Annotated in this window: 15 protein-coding genes, 1 tRNA gene and 3 pseudogenes; 6 read left to right on the forward strand and 13 right to left on the reverse strand. The window is 35.1% G+C overall.

The window, feature by feature from the left end:
• The first annotated feature begins 192 nt into the window (after positions 1–192).
• Positions 193–576 (forward strand): SCP2 sterol-binding domain-containing protein, encoded by a 384-nt coding sequence (locus HJG58_RS13325; protein WP_003650124.1) that lies wholly within the window; start codon positions 193–195, stop codon positions 574–576.
• Positions 577–666: 90 nt separating this feature from the next.
• Here HJG58_RS13325 and HJG58_RS13330 read toward each other — a convergent pair whose 3' ends face one another.
• Positions 667–1,779, reverse strand: a complete 1,113-nt coding sequence (locus tag HJG58_RS13330) for an MltF family protein (RefSeq protein ID WP_170249260.1) — start codon at positions 1,777–1,779, stop codon at positions 667–669.
• Between the two features lie 372 nt (positions 1,780–2,151).
• Between HJG58_RS13330 and HJG58_RS13335 the strand changes: the two are divergent.
• Positions 2,152–2,298: pseudogene (locus HJG58_RS13335) on the forward strand (transcription elongation factor GreB); the annotation flags it as partial.
• 171 nt (positions 2,299–2,469) lie between these two features.
• Positions 2,470–3,447, forward strand: a complete 978-nt coding sequence (locus HJG58_RS13340; protein WP_168378301.1) for a hypothetical protein — start codon at positions 2,470–2,472, stop codon at positions 3,445–3,447.
• A 35-nt stretch (positions 3,448–3,482) separates the two neighbouring features.
• On the opposite strand, the gene HJG58_RS13345 is transcribed toward HJG58_RS13340, so the two are convergent.
• From HJG58_RS13345 to HJG58_RS13365, 5 genes are all read right to left on the reverse strand, one after another.
• Positions 3,483–4,832, reverse strand: a complete 1,350-nt coding sequence (locus HJG58_RS13345) for an ISL3 family transposase (protein ID WP_170249262.1) — start codon at positions 4,830–4,832, stop codon at positions 3,483–3,485.
• A gap of 12 nt (positions 4,833–4,844) precedes the next feature.
• Positions 4,845–8,138 carry a type I restriction endonuclease subunit R gene (locus HJG58_RS13350; protein WP_170249264.1) on the reverse strand — a complete coding sequence of 1,098 codons (3,294 nt, stop codon included), beginning with the start codon at positions 8,136–8,138 and terminating at the stop codon, positions 4,845–4,847.
• 16 nt (positions 8,139–8,154) lie between these two features.
• Positions 8,155–9,198, reverse strand: a complete 1,044-nt coding sequence (locus HJG58_RS13355; RefSeq protein WP_235944513.1) for an Abi family protein — start codon at positions 9,196–9,198, stop codon at positions 8,155–8,157.
• Positions 9,199–9,335: 137 nt separating this feature from the next.
• Complete coding sequence (locus HJG58_RS13360; RefSeq protein WP_170249266.1) at positions 9,336–10,646, reverse strand: restriction endonuclease subunit S; 1,311 nt, start codon at positions 10,644–10,646, stop codon at positions 9,336–9,338.
• A gap of 2 nt (positions 10,647–10,648) precedes the next feature.
• A complete protein-coding gene (locus HJG58_RS13365; RefSeq protein WP_170249269.1) occupies positions 10,649–12,655 on the reverse strand; it encodes a type I restriction-modification system subunit M in 2,007 nt (668 codons plus the stop codon).
• Between the two features lie 167 nt (positions 12,656–12,822).
• On the opposite strand from HJG58_RS13365, the gene HJG58_RS13370 reads away from it, so the two are divergent.
• Positions 12,823–13,488, forward strand: a complete 666-nt coding sequence (locus HJG58_RS13370; RefSeq protein WP_170249271.1) for a hypothetical protein — start codon at positions 12,823–12,825, stop codon at positions 13,486–13,488.
• A 444-nt stretch (positions 13,489–13,932) separates the two neighbouring features.
• Here HJG58_RS13370 and HJG58_RS19050 read toward each other — a convergent pair.
• From HJG58_RS19050 to gmtY, 7 genes and pseudogenes are all read right to left on the reverse strand, one after another.
• Positions 13,933–14,906, reverse strand: a pseudogene (locus HJG58_RS19050) (IS3 family transposase); the annotation flags it as partial.
• A 381-nt stretch (positions 14,907–15,287) separates the two neighbouring features.
• Positions 15,288–17,159 (reverse strand): phospholipase D-like domain-containing protein, encoded by a 1,872-nt coding sequence (locus tag HJG58_RS19170; RefSeq protein ID WP_170249273.1) that lies wholly within the window; start codon positions 17,157–17,159, stop codon positions 15,288–15,290.
• 33 nt (positions 17,160–17,192) lie between these two features.
• The gene (locus HJG58_RS13385; protein ID WP_170249274.1) at positions 17,193–20,759 is read right to left on the reverse strand and encodes a DEAD/DEAH box helicase; all 3,567 of its coding nucleotides are present in this window, start codon (positions 20,757–20,759) and stop codon (positions 17,193–17,195) included.
• Between the two features lie 151 nt (positions 20,760–20,910).
• Positions 20,911–21,384: a transcription elongation factor GreB gene (gene greB / locus HJG58_RS13390; protein WP_168378294.1), complete on the reverse strand. Its 474-nt coding sequence runs from the start codon at positions 21,382–21,384 to the stop codon at positions 20,911–20,913.
• Complete coding sequence (gmtX, locus tag HJG58_RS13395) at positions 21,381–21,992, reverse strand: gamma-mobile-trio protein GmtX (RefSeq protein WP_168378293.1); 612 nt, start codon at positions 21,990–21,992, stop codon at positions 21,381–21,383. Before gmtX ends, greB begins: the two co-directional genes overlap by 4 nt.
• Positions 21,982–24,750 carry a gamma-mobile-trio integrase GmtZ gene (gmtZ, locus tag HJG58_RS13400; RefSeq protein WP_170249276.1) on the reverse strand — a complete coding sequence of 923 codons (2,769 nt, stop codon included), beginning with the start codon at positions 24,748–24,750 and terminating at the stop codon, positions 21,982–21,984. Before gmtZ ends, gmtX begins: the two co-directional genes overlap by 11 nt.
• Positions 24,747–26,057: a gamma-mobile-trio recombinase GmtY gene (gene gmtY / locus HJG58_RS13405; protein ID WP_168378291.1), complete on the reverse strand. Its 1,311-nt coding sequence runs from the start codon at positions 26,055–26,057 to the stop codon at positions 24,747–24,749. Before gmtY ends, gmtZ begins: the two co-directional genes overlap by 4 nt.
• 108 nt (positions 26,058–26,165) lie before the next feature.
• Here gmtY and HJG58_RS13410 point away from each other — a divergent pair.
• Together HJG58_RS13410 and HJG58_RS13415 are read left to right on the forward strand one after the other, a co-directional pair.
• Positions 26,166–26,519, forward strand: a pseudogene (locus HJG58_RS13410) (GreA/GreB family elongation factor); the annotation flags it as partial.
• 89 nt (positions 26,520–26,608) lie between these two features.
• Positions 26,609–26,698 (forward strand) — tRNA-Ser (locus tag HJG58_RS13415).
• Positions 26,699–26,766 lie beyond the last annotated feature (68 nt).

The following is a 26,766-nucleotide window of genomic DNA, read 5'->3' on the forward strand; positions in this document are numbered from 1 at the left end:
AGTCAATTAAAGGCACTTTATAAACAAGTGCCTTTAATGTATCAAAATACTAAAAAATGAATGTTCCGTACAAAAAGTCATAGCCCTAAATTTAAATTACATGCTATAACAACGCTCAAGCAGAATTGCTTCACATGATGTTGTCTGGATAGGCAACTAGAGAAATTGAACAAATAAATTTGAGGAAGAATCATGCCTGCATTTTTAACTGAAGATTGGTTTGCTACTGTCGAAAAATTAACTGCTGAAGCAGGGGATCTTAATTTGCCACCTGCTCTTGCGAATTTGGCAATTAATTTAGTAGTTACAGATGCGTCTGGAAATACCGAATTAGCTTTAGATGGGGGTAAAATCAAAAAAGGTTTGTCTTCAAATGCCAAAACAACTTTAAATATGGATGCTGAAACTTTACGTAAAGTATTCTTAGAGTTTGATATGGCTGCTGCTATGCAGGCATTCATGACTGGTAAAATTAAAGTTCAAGGCGATATGTCTCAATTGATGGCTTTACAAACAGCTAAGCCAAGCCAAGAACAAAAAGATTTGTTCAAGAAAGTATTAGAGCAAACAGCTTAAATTTCAAAGAATTCATATAAAAAGCTTACCCATAGAGGTAAGCTTTTTATTTATACAAACAATGAATTTATCAACTTTTAAACAATAAAATTAGATATTGATTCGTGTTTGCGCCGTTTTGATATGTTCAAGATAAGCACGGATACGAGTGACATATTGAACTGCTTGCTTATATCGACCATTTCGCGTTTTATTGCTTTGCAAATAGTTATAGAGGTTGACCCATTTGTTCGGATCTTTCCCTTGAGATTTCAAGCGCTTCTGAATCTGACCGACCGCGCCCGGTCCCATGTTATAGGCCACAAGCGCATACCAGTTCCGATCAGGGAACGGAATATTATCAAATTCAGTTAGCATCAAATCGTAATACTTCGCGCCACCTTGAATACTTTGAGCTGGATCACTACGATTGCTTACACCCATTGCTCGAGCAGTGCTATTGGTGAGCATCATTAAGCCGCGAACACCTGTGGGAGAAACAGATTCTGGCTTTAAGTAAGACTCTTGATAACCAATGGCTGCAAGTAAATGCCAATCTAGATCATACTTCGCGGCACTTTGCTTAAAGCTCGCTTTGTAGATCGGTAAACGTGTACTTAAGTCACGTTGAATGGTTGACCATGCTTCTGGTTTCACCACATTGCGGTTATAAAAAGAGGCAAGCTGTTGTGTCACACCATTTTGCTTACTTTGGCATACAAAGCCACTGGCGGTCTGGGTGAGTGGGTCATCAGCCTGTTTAAATACCCAACTTAACTCAGGATTTAAGCCATTTTTTTGCAAATTAGCTGTGTCACCACAAGTTGCAGAAAAAGACATCAAACCTTTGTTTTCGATTGTGCTTAAACCAGCTGTAGTCATCGCAAAGTTTGCTTTACCTTGCTGAACCCATCTAAGTGCAGTGGTATTGTCTGCCACGATTTTAAAGTCCAGCTTTACATTTAGGTTTTGCGCATAATTACGTGCTAAGTCGTAACCAAAACCATGTAGAAACTGATCTTCTTTGAAAACGGTTGTCGGGCTTTCTACCGCAACAACAGTTAAAGTGTTTGTATTAACTACAGTATTGTACTGTAGGGTTTTCCCTGCATTAAGACTATGAAATGGAAAAAGCATAGTACTGAGTGCAAGTGCTTTTAACGGGAGAGAAGAAAATAAAGAGTTAAGGCAAAGCCTCGACCCAGAACTTGAATTACTGTGCATGTTGTCTCCGCTACAGATAATTTATGCCCTAAAAGTCAGACAAAAAGCTGCCATAACTTCTAAAAGTTGATAAATTCAATAAGGGGTGGGCAGTCATGACGTCATTCAAAATGACATGAAATGAAAAAAACAAACTGTGTAGAAAATCTACATAGTTTTCGAATGGGTTAAAAAACGCTCAACATTTAAACTGCGCGCATCATAATATTGAAAAAAAGTAATGTCAAATTTTGTACAGTTAAAACTTCGATATATCATCATAACCACATGAATTTCTTAAGGAAGAAAATTTATACACTTCTGATGTGAGAAAATAGGGTATAAAATGCTACATCTTGTAAGCGATATGTTGTTGAACAGTGGTTTTTTATCATGAAATCTAACTTAATCACTCGGTCAGGGCATGACAAATTAGTTGCTGAATTAAAACAACTTTGGCATGAAGAACGACCGGAAATCACCAAAAAAGTAAATTGGGCTGCAAGCTTAGGTGACCGCAGTGAAAACGCGGATTATCAAAAATAACCCTATTTTTTATACTATTTGTATTTTTTTTATATAATAACAACAAATTACAAATAGTATATATACAACTATGATGTACTATTCTAATTTTAGTAACAACAAAAGTGTAACAATTAGAAATAGTCTTAAAAGTTATATAAATACGACTTAAATAGTGAGTATTATATGGATGCACCTGTAAATGAAATTGCAAAAAATGTAGTTGATAGCATAGAAGATATAATTCGTGAAGAATACAGTTTTTTATTTAAAAATAATGAGTTGAAATTAACATATCTCGAAAAAATGTATTTGTATCTTATTGCTCTTAAATGCCTGGTAAATGAATATGGAAGATTAAATAGAGAAATTTGGCAAGATATGTTCATCACCGAGAGAGCAGATAAAAATTTTTTAATTAAATCACTATATATTAAAAGAGTAATTTTCAATACGAAAAAAAGTGATGAAATTATAAAAATTATTAATAAAAATAGCATGTTTTTTTTCAAAAAATCTCATTTGATAGATTTGGAATTGAAAAATAAATATCAAAAATATAAATACCTTTTTTTGGAAGAAAATACTTTTTTAAATTTTGATCTTAATTATGAAAGTTTTAATGAAATGTTGGAGGACTTGAGAAATCAATTCGATTACTATGAGCTAGATTATTTAGATATTAAAGAAATCAGAGAGTTTATTATTGAGCAGAAAATCATAGATGCGTATGAATTGATTTCAAATATACAAAAATATAGACCTATCCCAATTGAAAAATCTATAGAATTAGATTGTGTGCTTGTTGAATTAGTTGAAAAGTATAACCTCTTGGTTGTGAATAGTTTATTAAATTATCAAGCGGATAAAGTTGCTTCTAGTTTGTATAGTTTAGAACATAGTGAACGTAAGGACCGAGATCATTATTTTGTAAATAAAATGTTTATTGCAAGGATCACATCCTATTTGGAATATTGTAAATTAAATAATAAAACTCCGTCTCATATACGCGGTATTGGGCCAAACTGGAGTTATACCTCCTTAGAATACTTTGTTAGCAAAAGTATAATAAATGAGGGACTTTCTTGGACTACTTTTAGTGGTGATGAATTAATTCATAAGTGGTTGAATAGTGAAAAGGTGACAATTAAGCCAGAATTTTAACCTTTGAAAATAATAAATTTATTTGGCTATTTGCATTATATGGTTGAAATTAGTTCTTCATCTAAATATTCATCACCGCCATACAATTCAACCAAGGTTGGAATATAAGCACCATATTCCAATTTAGTTTTCTCTTGCTTGGTTGGAAATGCAGTTAAACCCTCATAACCTTCGGTTGATTTTAATGAAGATGATGGAGTCTTTAAAGTTGTAATAGATCGAGCCACTTTGTTATATAACATTTTTGCTCGAAGCACCTCAAAGGTATATCCTCGTCCCATTCGATTTGCGACCCTTGTAATACCATTATGCCCCTCAGTATAAGCATTGGTAATTCTTATTGGCGCATCCCAATAGGTAAATATATCCTCAAAGTTATTATTCACAGTTTTAGCAACATCACGAAAAGACTTTAAATACTTGGGAATACAGCTTTCCCATTCATGAAACCTTTGTATAGCATCGTCTTTGGTTGTTGCTTCATAAATATTATAAAATTGCTCTTTGAGGTCATAAGCTTCCTTAAATTCAGGATGCCATTTTTCTAAATTTCCTAAAATTCTTTGTTGATCTTCGGTCAATGAATTTGGTCGTCTAAGCAGTATCCACCGTAAATGTTTTTTCATATTCAATCGGGCATCACGGTCCAAACTACTTTGTAAAGCTTTACGTTCAGTGTCTAAAGCTTCACTTGCCATTCTCACCACATGAAATTTATCGATGACCAACTTGGCATTGGGTAAATGCAGACGAAATGACTTTTTGAAGGGTCGCCACATATCACTGCAAATCCATTCTACTTTGTCTGCATAAGGCAGTTTGGCGAAGTATGGTATCAGGGTATCTTGAGTCCTTTCAGGCAGCATGTCATACAAGCTGTTCATCGCAAGGTTGGTGATGACACAACGATATGTTCCCATCAATTTAAGTTCATCAATACCCATAATCGTTGGAGTTTCAAACTTAATATCTCGTTCTAATTCCTCCACGAAATCAAGCGTAATGTTTTTAATGGTGTTCACGACTACACCCGTATCTTCGGCAAGCTGCGTAAAGGTTCGATCTAAGCAATGCTTACGTACTTGCTGAATCAGCCGATGGGTCGCTCTACGTTTTTCATCCAAGAAGCTGAGTTGAGGGGTAATCATGCTTTTGCATTCAGAACAGCGATAGCGTGTTCGTATCACCTCAATTTTTACAGGTTGCATCTGCAAGGGGGTATCAGCAAAATGATTGATACGCTGACCATGCTTATATAAGCGTCCACCGCATTCAGGGCATGTTTCCAAATGCTCACCGCTTGGCTGTACAGTAATCATAATACAGCCATCTTCATTACGGTAATCTATCGGCTGTACACCTTCCAGTTGCAGAATATCAATCATTCCAATACTCCATTATGTTAGACGATGCACATCAATGGTTTCACCATCTTTTAGCAGCTTATACAGCACCTTGATCACATTCTGCATCGCTTGTGCATCGGTCTTGAGCAACAATGCTGATAAGTCTTGATGTGAGGTCAGTGCTTGAATAATTGCGCCTTTCGTTGCCGATGGCAAATTACCTTGCAAGGCTGTGGATTCAGGATTATTTTCAATCTGAGCCATAACTACATCGTTATTTCGTAGAATGGTTACTAAATGATTGATGTACACCACCTGTTCTTCACGGGTAGAAATATCCCCAAAGGTCTGTGCAATCAGCTCGATCACTTCTTTGAGATAAGTCATTTTGTTTGGCTGCAAGTCACCGTTTGCTGTGCCTTGGATAGGTGCTAATGGTTGAGGTCCATCCGCTTCGGGTTCATCTGTACTACCATCGCCATCGGTTTTGAGTTTCTTTTTAAAGATGCCAAAGCCAGTCAGTACCAAGCCTGAAATATCAATTTCTTTAGCAGACATACCATTTAATCGTTTGGATAAGAGCTTGGTAAATGCCGAAAAGTTTTCAAGTTCAGGGTCGCCAAAGTCAATAAGCTGTGCTACATAGGAATAAATACGGCTAAACTTATCCAAATTGCCTTTAAAGCGCATCAAGGTTTGTAATTCTACGTCCAATTGCTTGCGCTCAAATTCGGCTTTTTCCGCGCCTTCATCATTACCATCTGCTTTAGCCTGATCGAACGCTATTTCTTGTAGCTCAATCGCCTGTTTGAGCATTTTCAGTTTTTGGTTAAATAGTCGAGCGACACGATCAGTTGCTTTAAACAGGTCGGGATGCGTGGTTTCTTTGAAATCATGATTGCTAATATCGCGAATAGTTTTAAAACGAGCTGCTTTAAACTCCACCAAATCATCTTCGGTAATCAGATCAAGTTCTTCAATATTATCTTTGATGGTATAAACCACATTCGGGTCTTGTACATCCACCATTTTTGCCCCGTTGTCGTACTTTTTGAAGCACTTTAAAATCCATTCAGGGTCATTTACAAAGTCAACTACAAAGGTTTGATCTTTGCCTGTGGTGGTACGGTTTAAGCGTGACAAGGTTTGTACCACCTCAACTTCATTGGCAATGACTTTATCAATGTACATGGCGCAGAGTTTGGGTTGGTCAAAGCCTGTTTGGAATTTATTCGCCACTACCATTAAGCGATATTCAGGGCGGTCAAATGTGATGCGTAAATCAGAATTAGGTGCATCGGCATTCATATTGGCTTCGGTAAATTCAGCATCTTCACCAACTTGAAATAGCGCCCCATTTTCGCTATCACCATCTGCTTCATGGCTAATCTGTTTGCCCGTGAGCTTACCCGAAAATGCCACCAAGACACGGTAGGCACTGTATTCAGGGTTATCTTCAATATATTTTTCCAAGGCAATTTTATATCGTGCTGCCGCAGGGCGTGAACTGGTCACGATCATGGCTTTGGCTTGACCATTAAGCAAATTGGCAACATTGTGGTGAAAGTGTTGAATAATAAACTGCACCTTTTGCGTGACATTGGTCGCGTGTAAAGCCATCCAACGGGCTAAGGCTTTCTTGGCTGCTTTAGAATTGACCCGTTTATCATCATCAACAGCTTCACCGCCGAGTTTAAAAGCTGTTTTATAAGGCACGTAGCCTTGCAGTACATCTAAAATAAAGCCTTCTTCAATGGCTTGACGTTGCGGATATAGATGGAAGGATTCAGGCAAGTTATCATCACTGGCAGGCTCACCATTTTTAGTGCGCCCAAACAACATTTTAGTCGAGTGTTTTGGAGTTGCAGTAAAGGCAAAGTGACTGATGTTTTTGGACTGTACACGGGCTTTTTGAATCTGCTCAAGCAATTCCTCAACAGTCAGGTTAGCCATTGCTTCACCCGACTGCAATGCCAATGTCGCTTGCAGTTTAGATGCTGTTGAGCCTGTTTGCGAGGTATGTGCTTCATCAATCACAATACCGTAGTTACGGTCGCTTAAACTGGTATTGGTCAGAATCGCTTCCATCACATGCGGGAAAGTCTGAATGGTCACAATAATGATCTGTTTATTGGACAACAGTGCATCTTCAAGCTGTTTGCTTTTCGATTTGCCTGCATGTTCTTTGTCATCACGATTAATTGCAGCAATTAAGCCTTTCTGATGGTCTAATTGTTGAATCGCTTCCTGTAACTGGTCATCCAGTACCGTTCGGTCAGTGACGACAATGACGGAGTTATAAAACGGTGTACCGTCATTGTGACGCAAACGTACCAGTGAATGACACACCCAAGAAATCGTAGAGGTTTTACCTGACCCTGCGCTATGTTCACATAGATAATTCAGTCCTACGCCTTTTTCTTGCACATCGGCAATGATTTTATTCACCGCATCAAACTGATGATAACGCGGGAAGATCAAGCGTTCCTGTACCGTCCAATTACCATATAGATCGACTTTGTTTTTCTTTTCTACATAGACAAAATTATGGAAAATTTTCAGCCAATTATCACGTTGGCAGACATAATCCCAAAAGTAAGCTACTGGATAATCTTCACCTTTAGCCACATCCGCAGGAGGATTGCCTGCATGTCCCTGATTACCTTTATTAAATGGCAAGAAATAAGTGCTTTCACCATCTAAAGCGGTGGTCATGGCAATTTCAGATTCAGACAAGGCAAAATGCACAATTGCACCACGCTTGGGTGTCAGCAATGGCTCTTTACGTCTTGTTTTAGGGTCTATCGGCTTACGGTCATTTTTATACTGCTCAATGGCATCTTCTAAAGACTGGTTAAACTCGGTTTTTATTTCTACCGTTGCCATTGGCAAGCCATTAATAAAGAATACAAGGTCTAAAATGCCTGCATCTTTGGATGGATGATATTTGAGTTGTGGGACAACACGTAGAATATTGGCGTTATAGCGGTCAATGACGGCTTGATTGCGTCCATCTTCGGGTGCGCTTTCACTGAGGTCGATTGTGCCTGCGCCCGCCATGCTAAAGCCATTACGAAAGATATGGATTGTGCCTTTTTTATTCAGTTCATCATCCAAGCGGTCGATGATGCGTTTTTCGGTATTATTGCCATTCAAGGCTTGCAGTTTTTCCCACTTTTCAGGCTGTGTGGCTTGAATCCATGTGATTAAATCTTCGGGATAGAGTGCATATTCGGTATGATAATTTTTACTTTGCCCAACCACCCAACCTTGCGCTTGCAGATTTTGCACAATATAGGCTTCTAAGTGACTTTCATAATGGGCTTTGTCTGCCAAGATATTCATGCGATTCCCCTAATTTTTAATTCTGTTGTAATGCGTGTTGCCAAAACGGGTCTTGATGCCATAACTCAGGCATTCCCATGTTGGCTTTGGATAGTGATGGATACTGCTCGATTAAGTCTTTGAGTCGTTTTGCCCATGTTGAATTTGGGCTGATCTTATAAAGTAAGGTTTGTATTGCCACTAAAAGCATATAGGTACGCTTCTCATAGCGAATCGCGGTATTACTTAATATGATTGGTTGTTGAAGCCATTGAATTGCATTTGAAGTTGGAATCTTGATGCTGCGACCATGTTCTTTATTCCATAGTCTGCTATGGTGGGCGCATAAGTTTCGCACGTCATTCAGGCTTTTCAGCCATGATTCCAAGACTTCAGCATGTAGCCCTAGATTCTGAGCGATCTGTTTTTTGGCTTGATTGGATTTTAGCCCGACATAGAGATGGCTGAGTTCGCCCCAAGTCAGCATTTCGATCATCATCCACGAAGGCGGTAATTTCGGGCTGTCATATTTAGATAAATAGTGGCGTAAGAAGTTTTCTTTACGCACTTTGTCTTTCAAAGCATCTTTATCAGCTTGCGATACAGATTTACGTTGATCAATGGCTTTTTCATCACGCTCTAAGCGGCTTTTTTCATCCAGTAATTGTCGTTCAATACTGGCAAGCAAACGCATGTGGGCATAGTTATGGCTAAAACGCTGTTCATCGGTGTACCAAAAGGCATTGCCTGATTGATGGCATAACACATTACAAATCTGCGCCCTTATTGCCACTTCAATACGTTCAATGGCATCCATGACCAAGAGCCTTAACTCCCGATCAAAGATATACAGATTGAGTACATCATCAAATGTGGTATTGGCTTTAAATTGATGTAATACCGTTGAATTAGCTGTGATCGCTTTTTGAAATGGAATGGTATAAGCAGATAGGCGATAGTAGCCAATAAAGCTTAAATAGCGGTCTGCCCGTGCAAGGTTAGGAATGATCAAGCCACGATCTTGCCAAGTTTGAAGGTGCTCTTGATTACTTTTTGCCTGTTTAGTAAATTGAACCATCATCATTTCTCAGGCAAAAAAAACCTGCCGATTTGTGCGTGAACAAGCGAACTTGAACCTAGGCATGGCAGGTATGTTGGTGAGAATAATGACAAATGTCGCTATTGAAGTAAAGCGAAATTTACACTTTGCTAAAGAAATCATGCGCCAAACTCCCTTACGTCAATTTTGCCTGTAACTGCATGAGAGATAATCGAAGCTCGGTATTCTTTGAGTTTGTCGATAAGTTGATTTTGCTTTTCAATAAGAGTATCTATTTTAGAGTTTTCTATCTCTAGGTGATTAACAATCCCTTGTTGTTCGACTAATGGTGGAAGAACTACATCAACAATTCCTATTAGATCAGAGCTAATATTAGGAAAATTATCAGTTAGACCCACTCCTAGCATACGAATATTAGTTTGAAATCCATGACTAGAAACTAGGTAAAACACAAATTGCTTTATTGCGTAAGATGTTATATCAAGTCTACCTACACGTTGATTAATTAGAGCAAAACTTAACTCTTTAGGTAAAAGACCAACTTTCCCTAAACTTGCACCCGTCATGCAAAATATCAAATCCCCTGTATAAGCAGAGAATTGATTAAAAACTTTTTTAGTACAGCTATTAACATAGACAATTTTATCAGTTGAAATAGATTTATCTTGAATATTTGAAATTCGAATTACTGGATAATTACCTTCTTCAAAAAAATCATCACTTGAAAATGCAAATCCACCTTTACACCAAAATAATCTTTTGGATTTCACCACTTCCCAATGCTTAGGCACTTCCCCCAACCATTCCACACCACTGTCTTTCATCGGTGTATTAGGGTTTAAACCTTTGGTCACGGCATGAGAAATAATCGACTTACGCTGTTCTTCCAAAAGCTCAATTAACTTTTCTTGCTTGGCAATAAGGGTGTCAATTCGGGCAGTTTCGGTGTCGAGAAATGAAACAATGCGTTTTTGTTCATCTTTATTTGGTAAAACAACAGGCATTTTATTTAATTCGTCCATCTTTAAAGATTGACGCATACCTTCGCCCATCGAATAAAATACTTTCTGTAAGTCGTAAGCACGAAACAAATAATTATAAAAATCTGCATTCTGTTTGGTTTTGACGGCAATATATGCAGACGTAATAATTCCGTGATACTTTGAGATAGCACTTCTTAAACTACGTTTATCATTTTGCAAATCCGTAAAGCGGAAAACAATATTATTTGGTTCAATAATTTGATAAGTTTCAAAGGATTCAGGCAATAAACCTTTATTGTCATCAATATTCTTTTCTTTAATATTTCCATAACTTAAAGACAAAACATTAGTTTCTTTTAAGCCAATATTTTTCTTTTTGTTTTCATCAAAAAGATAACCAAACCTTTTTAAATTCCAATGTTCAGGTACATCACCTAACCATTCCACACCACTTTTTTTATAACTTGGGTATTGTTTAAATTCCATTTTTAAACCTCCCCAAGCAATTTTGCGACTTCGGCAGACAACTCTTTGATCTCCGCCATAATTTCATTTGGGTGGCGTGGCTGCTCGAATACATAGAAATAACGGTTAAAGTTAATTTCATAACCCACTACACCTACTTGACCATCTTTGGCATCGGTATAACTGGTATCAATTACCGCATCAGGCGCATGAGGAAGTACCTCTTTTGCCATATAGTCCTCAATATTTTGATTTAAAGGAATATTTTCATAGTCGGTGAGGTCACTGTCGATTTGTACTTCACCATTAATTTCAACGGCTTCGGCATCAGGATTTTGCACACCAAACGCAGCGATCAAAGCATTCTTTAAGCCCTTACTGACTTTGCTGAGTGGTAGATTTTTCAGGAATGTATTCTCAAACCAAGCATAGTCTTTGCTGTCACCAAACTGCTGCTCAATATAAGCTGATACCGCATTTTGGTCGCTGTCTGATAACTTGCCAAACTCTTTCGATGCTTTAAACGATTCCAGTTTTTCCGCATCAAATTGAAGATCAATCCGTAGAGGGCGCAAGACTTTGACTCTGCGATAGCCAAAGTCAGTATAGTCAAAGATTTTACTAACCAAACTTTCTTCAAAATCTGCATAAATACGGCTAATTTCATCAATCGAATTTTGGTCAATAAACTTGCGCTTGTTGCCCTCATTCTTGCGCATAGATGAACCCATGCCTGTAGCATCAATGAGCTGTACTTTGCCTTTGCGCTGTTCAGGTTTACGGTTTGAGATTAACCAAATATATGTACCAATACCTGTACGGAAGAAAATATCAGTCGGCAATGCCACAATTGCTTCGAGATAATCATTTTCTAAAATGAATCGTCTAATTTCCGACTCGCCTGAGCCTGCACCACCGTTAAACAATGGTGAACCTGATAGCACAATCGCACCACGACCACCACCATTTTCAGGCAGTTCTAGTTTGGAAATTAGATTTTGTAAAAAAAGCATTGAGCCATCACTGGCTTTAGGCAAGCCCGCACCAAAACGACCACTTAAACCCTTTTCTTTATGCTCTAACTGTACGGCTTTGGCATCGTTTGCCCAAGACAGTCCAAAAGGCGGATTGGAACATTGGTAATGAAAACGCTGATCTAAAAAATGATCTTTGCTTAATGTACTGCCTAATTTGATATTTTTGGAAAGATCACGACTTGGGTCAGATTCTAATTTTTTGAGTAACATTGCACCCAATGCGACAGCATGAGTTTCTTCTATCAGCTCTTGACCATAAGGCACAAGTACAGGAGCAACACTATATCGGTCTTTATAGCCTTCTACATAGTTCATCATGTCGGTTAAAAAACCCGAAGTACCACAGGTTTGATCGTAGATGGTACGAATTAAACCGTTCTTTTGTTCAAACAGCTCATTATCAGGCTCAAGCAATAAAGTTGCTGCTAAATGCACAATATCACGCGGAGTCATGAAGTCCTCAGACCCCGTACCGACTTCTGCACCAAACTTCGCAATTAAATGTTCATAGACATTACTCATGGTGCGGTCAGGCACAACATTCGGATGTAAGTCGATGGCAGCGAAATTATTGCAAATACGCAGTAATAGATTAGCTTTGGCTAATTTATTAATTGTTGTATTGAAATCAAATTGTTCAAAGATGACACGTACATTTTCAGAGAAATTGGCGATGTAATCTTCAAGATTAGCTTTGGTTTTTGTACCACCTAAATTAGAAAGATTATAGGTGGATTTGTTATAAAACGGATTTGTACTGACATTGGTTAGAATGTCATCAATGGCTAAACCTTGATCTTTAAATTGCGTATAAGTGTTGAGAACCGCTTCTTTCGTTGGCTCAAGTACACATTCCAAACGTCTTAAAATCGTAAAAGGTAGAATCACCTTGGCGAAATCTATATGCTGAAAGCCACCTCCACGAAGGTCATTGGCATTACTCCAAATAAAACTAGCGAGAGTAGATTCGGTATTGTTTGGTGTAGAAGCCATTTTATTTTCAACCTTATTTTGCAATAGTTAAATATTATGCAATTAATGCAAATTTTTCAACCTTGAAATGCAATATTTAAAAATTTCAAATCTGACTAATTTTCTATTTCAGAATAAAGACTTAATGTTAAAATTTATCACAGGATAATCATTAGGCTTGGTGTGAGATGCCAAATAAGCAAGAAAAAATGACAGCATTTGGACAGTTTCGTATCTTAAAAATTGGAACAAAGTATATTCAAGCTGAACTGATCGGTAGTGTAAAAAATTATCAAGCCCAACTTGTCAAAAATGCCGTGCTATCAGATATAGAAATAGGTGCAACCATTTTTCTGCGAGTAAATGATCAATCTATCCAAAACAGATACGGCACTAAAGTTCAGTTTGTACCAATTGAGCTTTTAACTGACCAAGCTGAAATAGAGAAATACATTTTGGCTGACAGGAAGCGAGTAGCAGAAATTTACATTCAAGCAGCACAAGAAAATTTGGATAAAGGTTGGTATAGTGGTGATGCCATAGATAAGGCACTATTTTTTAGCGCAAGTCATCCAACTTATAAACCAATCAATATTGAGCTACGCCACAGACGACTCAAAAATATCATTCATGCTTGTTGTAATTATCAGCACAAAACAACAGCACACTTCATTCATTTGTGTCGAGCAACTATAGATATGTACAAAGATGAACAACGATTGAGTGATTTGGAATTGAACCAGTTTGAACAAAGCATCATTAAGATTCAATCTGATTTGAATTTATCAGAAGAAAATACTCAACAAAAAGCAAATGAATATTTGAGTCAACTAAAAGGATTATTAAAAAGCTAAATTCACTTTCAACCTTATAATGCAAATTTTAAAATTGATTAGCTCAAGTAATTCAACCTTAGATTGCAAAAATTAGAGTTTTGGTAAGTTAAAAAATAAGGCGAGATTTAAAAAAAATCCCACCTTAAAATGCAAATAGCCATTTATTTAAACTTTTATTGGTTTACTGCTAAAAAATTATTAATAAGATTATCTTTTTGATAAGATTAGATTTAACAATTTTTCCATTGATTGAAGAAAATATTTTAAAATAAATACATGTATTTTGTTACACTAATTGATTTTTAATGCAAATAGGATATATTTTGGTTACTCCTACAAATTTTTGAAAGGAATGAAAATTAAGATATTACAGCTAAATACTGCTGGCTTTTGGCTACACTTGGTTATTAGATAACAATTTGATATATGTGCTGCTCCTAGTATCCTAGACATGAGATAGCCTCATTTTGAAGCTGCTTCAAAGGCTTCTGGACTCATACCATCGAGATGCGAATGACGCCTGATTCGATTGTAAAACATCTCGATATAATCAAGCACATATACACGGGCTATTTCTCGAGTTTTATAGATTCTTTTTTTAATTCTTTCCTTCTTCAAGCTGCTAAAAAAGGATTCAGCAGCGGCATTATCTCAACAGTTGCCCCTGCGGCTCATACTCGGAACTAAATTATGCTTCTGACAGAATTTCAGCCAGTCTCCGCTGCTGTATTGTGAGCCTGAGCAGCACTGCTGCGCAAAAGGGAGTGTATGATCCAGATTCATTGGGTCTGCGTCGCCATACTGCCATTAAAAGTGCATCTAAAACGATATCCTTGGCAAGCCTAGGTTTCATTGACCAACCAATGACTTTCCTTGAATATAAATAGCCAGACATAACCAGCCTTGCCAAGTATGTATGTAGGTAATATCAGTTACCTGAGAAACACTGTTTCGTAAGGTATCGGGTGTGTTTACAACAAACTCTCGATTTAAATGGTTAGGTGGCACAATCTGAGGAACGACCACAGCCATAACTCTTATGCTTTTTATATCCTCGAACAGCGGAAATACCATTATTCTTCTTCATGATCTTCAGCACAAGATTAGGTCCACAGCTTTCACCTAACTCTTTAAGATCCAGCATGATGCGATAATAACCCTAGATACCATAACTGGCATCATAAGATGAGCGGATGAGCTGTAATAACCGCTTATCTTTTCAATCGTTCTGCCTGATTTAGGTTCATGCAACCAAGCGCAATAACCAGCACGAGCAATCTTAAGAACCCGACACATCGTTTTAATCTTAAATTGATGGCTGTATTCAAGGATGAACTGGTACTTCACTCGGGCAGGCTTGCGAAGTACCTTGCGGCCTTTTTTAGGATATCTCATTCCTCTTCAGTCTGTTTAAGCTGGCTTTTAACTTCGGTTATTTATGGGAGGATTACCGGCAGTCCACAGAGACGGGAATCTATGAGGAAAAGACAAGGTAAAAACACAAACTAATTTTTAAAGAGGCTGAAAATATGCCTCTTTTATTTTATATTTATGTACGTAGAAAAATAGTCAGATCATAAGAGAATGGGTGGAGGTCGACAAATATTTTGTAAACATTACTCATAAGACATTGATAGAAAGTTATATATTATAGCGATACTTATTTGATCTTGACTGGAAAACTAAGACAACACAGTAAAGACTCATAGTATTTAGTATTAATGAGTCTTTACTTTTATTGATCTTTAGCTAGTTATAATGATCACTACACACATATAAGTTTCCTTGGGACTGCTCGAAATTTTGTGAAAGTATTTTTACATCTGTTCATGATTATTTTTATCATCAAAAAAAGTAATGAAACGTTTTGCAATATTGGGCGAATGTAAATAGATTCCAATTTCATGAAGTGATTCGTGATTATGATTAGATACTGAAGCATTTGATGATAGCCAGTTTAGGCTAGAAATTACCAAGTCGTTGTCGTCCCAAGCAAGTACTTTTGAGTGGTTAGTTTTTAATTTATTCCAGTTATGTCGTAAAAGTTTTATCCCTTTTACTAGAGCAGCTTTTTCCATAGCATTGACGGATTCTTTAGAAATTATATCTGTATCAAAAGTAGAATAAAAAGCTCTCTTGCTATTTGCCTTGCATTCTTCTAATGCGTTTAATATAGGACGGTTAGCAACATCACTAATTTTGTCGCTTAAAATTAATACTTTTTGTTTAGCTTCATTTTTAGCCTTCTGGATATAGGAATAATGTTGATCTTTTAATACAATTTCAACACGAGTTGTTTCTAATGAAGGGGTTGTCTGTCCGCTAATGCAGATATCATAAGTTAAATCAGCGATATACTTACTAGTAGCATCATAAATTCCACTCTTTCCAGTCGAGATGCTAGAAGCTAAGGTTAAAAAGTATTTAACAATATCATTGTTTTTAAATAATACAGATGCTTCAAATCGATCAAAATTTGAATATAACCAATTGCAAGAACCAACAATAACTATATTTCCAAACTCTGCATGATCAGAAATAATGAATTTAGCATGAGATCCGCACTGCTCTTGCAAGTGGATATATTTAGCCTGGGATGAACTTAAATTTTGACTAAAATAATTCAATACATTTTGATATTCATCAGTATTAGTAAATTCTTCATTATCTTTTCCCCATAAAATTGTTATTCTTACTTGTCTGTCGGCGGCATTTTTTAAATCATCAATTAAAGAATCTAGCGCCCATAAACCACCAATATAAGTGGTTTGAATTATTAAATAGCTTTCAGCATGATTTATTAAGTCCTTAAATTTTTTTCTGTGATCCATCCCACCAAGTACCAAATCAAATTCATTATCACCAATAGAGAATGAGATAGGGGGGCGATCTTGAGAGCTTAAGTTTGTATTATTTATCGCATCAACTAAATTTGTATTTCTTGAATTTTTTTTATGCTCATTGATTAATTCTTTTAATTTTTGTTCGATAAAGTCAAAAGTAGCAGCATCAAACCATTCATTGTATTTATTATAAAACCTATCAATAGATTCCTTTCCATTTTCTAAAGAGACATTAAATATGACAAAACGTTTATCTTTTGGAGAGGTTTCAAGTCTATCAACAATGGTTGCAACTTCATGAGAATAAGTTATTTCTTTCAATAAGCTATCTTCATTAACAAAAGAATGAGGATTGTCAATTTGTAGTATTGCAAGATTTTCACCAGCAGCTTTGAGTTCTTGAACTTTTAGATAGTTATATGTCCCGATATTTTTATGTCGTAATAATCCAATTACTTTACCAACTATAGGATCAATTAAATATTCTCTAGTTGCCGCATAACTAGATACAACAGGCGGAAGATCATTTCTATCTGCTGCTACTAACCCAATATTTGTAATCGCAACACATGTTGGATTTTTACTTCTATCTAGTTCAATCCATCCCATACGTAATAGAGGAATAATAATTTGAAGTATAATCTGTTTTGGTAATTGAGTGATTTCAGCTAAGTGCTCTAAAGTAAAAAAAGAACTACGTTTGGCAATTTCCCGTAATATAATAAAATCTAATACACTCCATCCATCAGTTCTTGTGACATTAAGCTTTTGTTGACCATAAGCAAATTCAATTGCAACTTTAAATTTACAGCTTCTATTCTGCTGTATGATGTTTTTAGTAATCACTAGAGGTGACCTCATGAAATTGGAAAAATTGCGTTAATTGTTTTGGTAAGCTATTGGAATATAATGACAAATTTCAAGTTCTTTAGCTTGAATTGAATTTGGAATTAACATATTCGTCATTTTGACCAAAAATTCTTCACTATCCTTTGCTCGCGAATCATTTGACCACCAAGCAAGCATATCTAAACTTCCCACAATAATCATTTGGTATTTAGCACGACTAAGCATTACATTCATTCTCCGCGCATCAAGAAGAAAGCCTAGAGCCTTGCGTATCGGCGTGTGTGTATTATGTCTAACTAAGCTTAATATAATTAAATCTGCTTCTCCTCCTTGAAAAGAATCTACAGTTTTACATAAGTTATCACCTTGAGCTATGCAAAATCCTTTCTGTTGTATTTTTTCCACAGTTTTGTGTGTTAAAAATAAACTATTTAACATATCAACTTGCTTTTTATATGGACTCAGTACCATTAATTTAATTGGCTTATTATTTTCAGCATTCAATTGAGATTTTGATTGAATGAGTTCAAGTGATTTTATAATAATTTGGGCTTCAAATTCATTAGTATAATCTTTTTCTTGGGGAAGAAAATTATATTTATTTGGGTCTTGAATTCCCAACCATACAATTCCTTTGTCTGAGTTAATGTTTGGGAAGTGATCATTAGTAGAGAAAATAAAAGGCTTTGTAGTAATATCTAAATATTTATTTTCTGTCTCTTTATGGTTTATTAATTGATCTTTATAAAATAAGGAGGATATTAGTTTTGATATATTTGGGTGCATTCGATACTGTATCTTAAGCAAATCGCCCATAGAGGATGAGTTATTTATATTGAGGCGTTCAGATGTTTCAACTAAATGTTTAAATAGAGAAAAATGGGTTTTGGTTTTAGTAAAAATACGTTTTATTGTCTGATTGAGTTGTTTGATGGTGTCATTGTCTAATTCATCTGACTGCATTAGCTCCGATAGCTCATCAAGTCCAGATATTCTAGTTAAATTGGTTTTAAAACTACCATTACTAATTCCATCAATTAGCAATGAATAATCAATGCTATCACGTTCAAGTATGCTATTAACCACGGTTTCAGAAAATGGTGGGAGTTGTTTATGATCTCCTATCATTAGTCGTCTGTGTGATAGCAATAATGGACTTATAAGTTCGTTACCAGATGCTTTACCTGATTCCTCCATGATCGTCCAATCAAATTGAATATTATTTTTGATTAATTCTTCAATAATTCCAGAGTTAGATGTTGTAAACAAAATATTGGCGGAACTAATTATTTGCTTATAAAATGGTTTTCTTTTTTCAGTTGATTGTATAAATTGATCCATATCATTTTTAAGACTAGGATATTCTATATACGCACGATTCCATAATAAACTACTCTTGAGATCTTCAATATATTTTTGAGTATGTTTTTCAATCTTTGATGTATCATCATCGAATATGCTTTCATTTTTAAAATCATCGATAGAAATAATATTTTTTGATAAATTAATATCACCACCCATTAAAGCATCATATAAAACCTGAACTGTAGCATGGCTTTGAGCTGTTATGACGATTTTACTATTTGGTTCATCTTTAAATATTTGCTCAATCAAGGCGGTTACTAAAAAAGTTTTACCAACTCCAGGGGGACCTTGTACAACATAGTTTGGATACGTTTGTAAGATATCTGTATAGACCTTTTGTTTTGAAGCATCCATTTCACTATAACTTGAGGTATAGGAGTGATTATATGGTATTTTTTTGATATTTTCGTCTGGGCTAACTAAACTTTTTATTAAGTATGAATTATTTATTAATGCTATATAGGCTTTATTTTTCCTATGTAATAGTGCAGATGAACCAGCTTGCGATATAGGTGTCAGATACAGAGGATGATTATTAAAATATTGAGCAAATCTTAATAAGTCTGGACTGTTTGAAACATGGAAACAAAATTGATCCCCAATTTTTTTATCATAAATCAATTCGAGTCTTATATCTTCATCATTAAAATGCATTGATGTAATATTATCCCAAGTTTTAAATTCAGAAGATTTTTCTAGTTCTCTTCTACTTAGTATCCATTTGTTATTTTCACCATCACTTAACTTGTTATTAAATAAATCTAAAACACTTCCATTAATTCCAAGTAACTTTGATAGATTTAATATATCGATATTTTTTTCCAATTTAAGTAAAATTGAATCCATCTTAACATCTGCAACTACCTTAAATATATTTCTTCTATACTCTGCAACTTCTATTGCATGGCACATGGCAAGACTTTGCAGGAATTCTTTTACGGTTGGATCTAAACTATTTTCTTGTTTTAATAGATCAAATTGAGACCAATCTTCATATCTAGTATTAGTACTTGGTTTGGCGTACTTTTGAGATACTTTTGATGGCGTAATTAATCTAACTGAAATTTGACAATCAATAGACTTTTTGGAAAATTTTGCCCAATGGGGAAGGCTTTCCGTAATATTGAAACATGTGGCACGGCTCCAACTTTCTATTGAAGTTGCCATGCTAAAAGATGTTGGTTCCCTATATTTTATGACTTCATAAATATAGCGTTTACCTTTTATGAAATATTTGTCCTCATCTTTATTATCCTTTGCATATATTAAAGTTATATTTTCCCCACTTAAATCATCATTAATAAAATCTAAAGCTTCTTCCAATAGGTAATTATCGTTGTTTGCTGCATTAGCTAATGCTTTAATTTGTTTAATTAACCTTGAATTTAGAAAATGATTATTAAAAAAAACAATATATTCTTTTCCTGACTCCTTGTCCGCTAAACTCTTTACATCATAAATAATATTTTCAATTTTATTTATGATGTAATCACCATTAATAGATTTTGCTCTGGTTTTGTTTGAAAGACTATCATCCAATAGTTCTTTAAGAAAAGTAAATTCACTTGGCATCAATTCAATACTTTTACTACGATAGTCGAGAAAAATATTACATAGTGCAGCAATTTGTACCCAATCTTGTAAGTATGAACTCTTACTAGCTTGTCCGGATATGGAAGATAAAGGATTTTTTAAATCACTCAGTGATAGGCAATATTCAAATCCTGTTAGTACAAAATTTTCATCTGTATTGGTGTCTTTTAATAAAATATTGCGACTACAAATATTTGAATGAAGAAGTCCTTGGTTATGTAAAATATTTAAACCTCTAGCTAATCGGAGAATATTTTTCCATAATGAAACTCTATATATTGGAAAAGTTAATTTATTTTTATCTAAATAAGCATATCTATCATTATCCCTCTCCAAGTACTGACTTAGAATTTGGTGCTCTTCATTTAAATCAAATACAATTGCATATGTATAATCATCAAATCTTGACTCTTTAGAGAGTAAAAGAAAATCTTGTGCTCCGTTAATTAATTGTAGTTTATTTAAATACCTTAACTCATGACTCCATAACTCTCGGATTAGAGTGTCGTCAATATTAGGGGTTCGAGTCCAAACTTTTACAAGTTCGATATTTTCTGCATCCTCATCGTATCTATAATAAAGTCTAGCGTTACTGTTCTCGTAACTGATGCCTAAATCTGTATAACTAGTCATGTCCATAATTTTGTCAAATTCCAATAATTAGTAATTTTCTGATTTAAAAATTCTGTTTTTGAACTGGGGTATATTGTTCATGTCTATGCTTCATTGATTGGCTAATCGCCAAAGCTAAAAGTCAAGCTCGAACTTTTTGATATACCTTAAAAGTAATTTAGGTTAAATAATGAATCTTAATAAGATACCAATTTTTATTGCCAGTAGGTGTATGCACTTGAATTTCATCATCTACAGATTTGCCTAAGCAAGCTTTTGCTATAGGAGACTGGAGAGAAATATAGTCTTTACGTCCATAAATTTCCTCATCTCCAACTATTCTAAACTTGATAGTTTCGCCTTCATCATTTTCTAATTCTACCCATGCACCGAAATAAGCTTTTCCATCTTGTTCTGGGCTGTATTCGACTTTATGAGCAACTTCAAAAAGCTTTATTAAATATCTAATTCTACGATCAATTTCTCTTAATTTTCTTTTATTATAGATGTAATCAGCGTTTTCAGACCGATCACCAAGACTAGCTGCCCAAGATACTATTTTAGTAATTTCGGGACGTTCTTTACGTACTAAATCATTTAACTCATCTTGTAAGCGTTGATAACCTTCAGCAGTTAATAGTTTACGATTCAAGACAAATACTCCAATGCTTTACGTAAGGCATCTAATGTTGAAACTTTAAAAACAGGCTTATTAGATTCATCGATTAGCTCACCAAAATGAGTTGGTTTAAGATTCCATTTTTTTTGGAAATCAGTAGATAATAAATATTGTAATGCCCGTACTTCTTGATCAGAAAGCTTAAATGATTCATCAGGTATCATATTCTTATGATCATAAATATCAATCCTTTGTTTGGGTGGAATGATTTCGCGGATCATTTGCTGAGCTTCTTTTAACTCAGATGCCATAATGCGTACAAGCAACTGATGTTTCGGATTTTGAATTTCTTCAATCCATGCATTATCTGTTTGTGATGGCTTAACCGAGTTAGGCTTCTGTGATGAAGCCTCTGCAAAACATTGAATTAATGCTCTATATTTTTCACCGGTCTTATTTCTAATGCTTTGCGCTTTAGGAACACCTCGATTAAATCCTAAATTAGCAATCGTACTTACAGAAAAATCCTGAATTCCACGTTCCTGTTGTTCAATACATACTTCATAGATTGCATCGAGTGATTGTTGGATTTTGTGTGATGAGCCATGTTTTAATTTATTTAATAACTCTTCAGAATTCATGAGTTGCCTCAATCAAAGTGGGTGAATTATGTAGAATGAGCTCAATTTCTGATTTTGAAATTTGTTCAGTTTCAGAAAGCTCGATCAATTTAAGCTTGCCATCTATAACACTTTGTACTTTATCCCAAGATTTGAGGCGACTCATCAATAATTTAAAAATTTGATTGCCTGCCGAAAGTTGCTGTTCTTTAGATAACATGAATAAAGCAGGCATAATTTCATTAAACATCGCCATTTTATCAATGAGCTGAGTCCTTGGATAAATAGCTTGATCTGCATTACAAGATTTATAAATGGCTGCATTTTCACAGACTTCTTGTAATTGTTGATAATGGCTCACTTCTTCCATTTCTAATATCAATTCAGCATTAGGGGCTGTAATTAAGGAGAGTTTTTCATCGCTCTCTATAAGGGGATTGTTATTGATGAGCTTGTGGCATTTTGTAATATAACTATATGCTGCTTGAATATCGCACAAAAGCATATCCAATTTCTTAGCAGCAGTTTCATATTCTGATTCGAAATTTCTAAGTTCAGTCTCGAGCTTTGATCTTTTTGCAGCACCTTCAAATTTTTCTTTCTTTAAGTTGGCTATATATTCTTCTTTTTCAATATTATCAATATCTTGATTAATCCGATTGATTTTAAATTGAAGTTTTGAACATATTTCAGACTGATCATTGGATTGGAGTAATATCTCATTTGTAATTGCCAATAAACCACCGATAAAGGCAGGCCCAGTTATAAAATGTCTACAACGGATACAATTCTGAGTTCCTAAATAACCTTGAGGTGTAGGGGTATAGAATGAACTACTTTTTATTAACTCACCACCATCCTCACATCTTGAAGCTGCAAAAGGGCAAATACCATAATCTCTAAAAATAAAATTACCCACAGGAACCTCATTAGATAAAGCTTGTAGTAACTCCAAGTTATTACCAACTAATTGGTTTTTAACACTTTCAATTTTATTCTGCTCAATTGTTTTTTGAATAGATTCAACTTCAGATTTTAAGGCTATTTTTTCACCTTCTTCTAATCGAGTTCTAATATCATGATTGGAAACTTTGCAATAATAAATCGACATGATCACGGAGCTATGGCCAACGATCTTCATCACGATTTCAATAGGCATACCCATTTCAAGAACATAGGCTGTAATGAGGCTAACACGCATGCTATGAGGTGTATATTTAGACTTATATGCACCTAAAACTGCTCTATTTCCTTCAAGTGTAGCTAAGCAAAGATTTGAGGGCTGTATATTATAAAGAGCAGCCGCTAATCTTGGGGTTAAAGCATTACCGACATTTGCTGGTTCAAAATCATTAAAGCGCCTAAAAAGAAAACAATTCAATCCTTTGGCTTTTCTTTGCACCTCATTTAAATTTGTTCTTTGGCAATCAATCCAAGCACTAGGATATGAGATAGGATTATATTTTTGTTGCCATTTTCGTAACCTAATTAGCCAATATGCTAAATCTTCGGGTATCCACGGAATTGTGTAGCCATGCCCATTGTTATTTGTTTTATTTGTAGTGGTAAAGATACCTGTTTGACCATCAGGCATTCTTTTAATGAATGATTGTTCTTTAGTCAACCCAGAAATTGGGGCATTATTTTTTTGCCAAATTACTTTGTTTTGCTGATCTAAATCTGCAATATACTCATCAGCTTCGCCAGAATCGTTATAGGCGATTTGTCGTCCTCTTAAGGGAACTTTGGTGAGTGTATAAGTATGAATCCAGTCTGTTGGACACCATAAATATGCTTGATTATCAATTACACGGTAAACACAATCTAAATCATGTAAATCTAATTGATCAAAGCTTACTTTTATCCAATCTGCATCGAATTTATGAAGGTGCTCTAAATCTTGAAAGCTTTTTGCATTGGTTGGAATAATCCATTCTTGGGCTTTTTTAACAAAATGGTATTGTAAGCATGGTTTTGTTGTTTCAGAGCGGATGGAGCTAGATGATATATTTTGTTGATTAAGTAGAAGGGTGAACGGATTTCGAGCATTATCGACTCGTACTATTTCGCCTGTTTCTTCATCTTCAATCGTTAAATCATTATCAATAATGTAATCTAAGAATTCATTGACATAAACAACGAGTTTCCTTCTCATTGGTTCAGATTCTATATTTTCAAGAATATCTCGAAAGGGTTTTACATCGAATTTTTCCTGTATAAGAAAAGCGTGTGGTGTTTTGCTTTTATCAAATTGTTCAATATAAAGTCGAACGAAACGACAGAGCTGAGTTTCTTTAGTGCCTCCGCCACGGGCTTTAGTCATAAATTCTTTGATCTTAATTGCCCAAGTGACATAGTCAGGAGAAATAAAATCTGGTTTAAATGGTTCTGTTTTACCTAAAAATTTATACCAGTTTTCCCATTCATTTGGATATGCAGTTTGTGGATCAAGTGGAAGACTTAGATCATTTAATTTTAAAATAAAAGCTTTGTATTCTTTAGCATTTTTAAGATTTTTGCTTTCTATCAAATTTTTTAGTTCGACATATGAAATAAAATCAGTTATATCAAAAAAATCTTTATAGCTAATCCATTCGTCATAAATTCTTTCGGGATGAGCAGGTAGCCCATATTCTCTATATTTCTGTTTATAGAGTACTGAGTTTGTAATACCTTCATTTTTACAAAATTTTTTTAAAGAATCTAAGTCAGGAAAAGTCGAAAACTCTTTATTAAATCGTTTACTTTCAATTTGTCTGATTGCTTGAGGTTTAATCATTTAATCGCTCTCAACTTTTCTTGTACTTCTTCAATTGTTGGTTTGATATAAACAAGGCATGAAGTTGGACTTTTATGATGCATAGCTTTTTGAATTTCGACTTGATTTAAACCAGCCTGACGCGCACGAAATCCATATGCATGACGATGACCATGCTCAGTCGTACCAAGAGATTTTTTGCTAATTAGCCCGATGCGCTCTACTGCACGTTTATGCAGGCGTTGAAAGTTTTTTATAGTTTCAGGCTCACCTAAATTATTTGTAAATGCAAAAGGATGTGGATTACTTTTCAGCGGCTCTACACGCTGATATTTGAGATAGTTTGCCCAAATTAATAAGAACTCTTTAGCTTTTTCAGGTGGATTAAATACAATCTCAAAGTAACCTTGTTTAGATGTAAGTAATGGGGACTTCCATCCCGCATATAAACGTTCGGTAAATGAATAGTTATTTCTAGGTTTGAATGATGTTTTGGATAAAAGAAATTCACGTCTATTTTTGAAATGAGGATCTGGAGCTAGACCTAATTCAGGATGATAAACACGAACAAGAGCTTCTTGAGGACGGTTTGGGTTTAATGTGATATCTGAAGTGTAAATATGAAAAATTTCACTTTTCCTAAGCCCACCGTAATTCATCAACATTGTAATCGCTTGCGATTTATAGTCGTATTTTCCATTTTTTTCGAACCCTAAATAAATCAATCTTTCAATTTGATCTTCGGGGAAACGAACTGCATATTCAAAATCAATTAGGTCTTCATTGAACGAACCAACCAAACGAACTTGCTGTTGTGATAAATCTTTTTTAGTTAAATGATTTAGAAAGACATTTGCTTGTTTATGATAATAAGCGCACCAATTTAGACGCTCTTCATAACTTGTAGCTTTGCGAAATGGATTTACACGAATTGTTGAATGTTCATCCTGTAACGTCATAAAATCAGTGTAATGGGTAATATGAAATAATAGATTATTGGTATCTCTGACTGTGCGTGGTCGCCAATAAAGATCAAGAGAATCTGTACGGGTTGTTGGGTCAATTGTGCCTGTGATTAATGCCTCGGTGAAAGCTTTGAGTAATTTAGTAGCATTCTCAATTTGTGGAACTGAATTTATATACTTCAATAAAAGTTTAACTGCATAACAAGATCTTTCTTTCCATGATTCACTTTTTGAATTAAACCAAGCCAAATAGCGCAAATGAGAAATGATGACTCCTTTCTCAGTCAAGAGACAAGGCAAGACCAAGGTGGTTTGAGTAGAACAATCTTTGTAATTTACATAAATTTTTTTAACGTAAGCCATATACTATTTAGTATGAAATATGGGGTTTTTATAATTAAAACTTATCATTATTTGATCAATTGTCAATATAAAATATTAGAAATAGTATGTTTTAAGGTGGGGTTATAATATCAATATAATAAGCAGCTTCTCAGAAAAATTGATCGACGTGTACGTTATTTAGGAAAACGCTTAGAAGAATTAAAAATCGTTGATTACTCTCCTGAACAAGACGGCAAGGTTTACTTTGGCGCTTGGGTTGAGATTGAAAACGAAGAAGGGGAACAAAAAACTTTACGTATTGTGGGAATCGATGAAATTTATGATCATCATCCTCAACATATCTCGATTGAGTCACCTATGGCTCGCGCATTGCTCGGCAAAGAAGTTGATGATGAGATTGAAGTACACACGCCATCTGGAAAAAAGCTGTGGTATATCAATACAATTCGCTATGAAAAGACGGAAAACTCAGAAATTTAAATGGATTTGTGTTTATTTTGAGCGGTTGAATTAAAAATTAAATAAAAGATTTGCCAACTTCAATTTTTATTTATATTATAGCGCTCGTTGGAAGCGTGGCAGAGCGGTTTAATGCACCGGTCTTGAAAACCGACGAGGGTGTGAGTCCTCCGTGAGTTCGAATCTCACCGCTTCCGCCAGATTCTTAAAAAGCCCTTGTTAGTGACAAGGGCTTTTTTTTTACCTGCAATTATAAACTGCTCAAGTG

It is taken from the genome of Acinetobacter geminorum (assembly GCF_013009345.1).
GTDB classification, from domain to species: Bacteria; Pseudomonadota; Gammaproteobacteria; order Pseudomonadales; family Moraxellaceae; genus Acinetobacter; species Acinetobacter geminorum.

Coding starts and splice junctions, on each gene's coding strand:
- HJG58_RS13365 (WP_170249269.1), bottom strand. CDS start 12,655: ATGGCTTCTACACCAAACAATACCGAATCTACTCTCGCTAGTTTTATT.
- HJG58_RS13350 (WP_170249264.1), bottom strand. CDS start 8,138: ATGAATATCTTGGCAGACAAAGCCCATTATGAAAGTCACTTAGAAGCC.
- HJG58_RS13325 (WP_003650124.1), top strand. CDS start 193: ATGCCTGCATTTTTAACTGAAGATTGGTTTGCTACTGTCGAAAAATTA.
- HJG58_RS13360 (WP_170249266.1), bottom strand. CDS start 10,646: ATGGAATTTAAACAATACCCAAGTTATAAAAAAAGTGGTGTGGAATGG.
- HJG58_RS13355 (WP_235944513.1), bottom strand. CDS start 9,198: ATGATGGTTCAATTTACTAAACAGGCAAAAAGTAATCAAGAGCACCTT.
- HJG58_RS13345 (WP_170249262.1), bottom strand. CDS start 4,832: ATGATTGATATTCTGCAACTGGAAGGTGTACAGCCGATAGATTACCGT.
- HJG58_RS13385 (WP_170249274.1), bottom strand. CDS start 20,759: ATGGACATGACTAGTTATACAGATTTAGGCATCAGTTACGAGAACAGT.
- gmtX (WP_168378293.1), bottom strand. CDS start 21,992: ATGAATTCTGAAGAGTTATTAAATAAATTAAAACATGGCTCATCACAC.
- gmtY (WP_168378291.1), bottom strand. CDS start 26,057: ATGGCTTACGTTAAAAAAATTTATGTAAATTACAAAGATTGTTCTACT.
- gmtZ (WP_170249276.1), bottom strand. CDS start 24,750: ATGATTAAACCTCAAGCAATCAGACAAATTGAAAGTAAACGATTTAAT.
- HJG58_RS13340 (WP_168378301.1), top strand. CDS start 2,470: ATGGATGCACCTGTAAATGAAATTGCAAAAAATGTAGTTGATAGCATA.
- HJG58_RS13330 (WP_170249260.1), bottom strand. CDS start 1,779: ATGCACAGTAATTCAAGTTCTGGGTCGAGGCTTTGCCTTAACTCTTTA.
- HJG58_RS13370 (WP_170249271.1), top strand. CDS start 12,823: ATGCCAAATAAGCAAGAAAAAATGACAGCATTTGGACAGTTTCGTATC.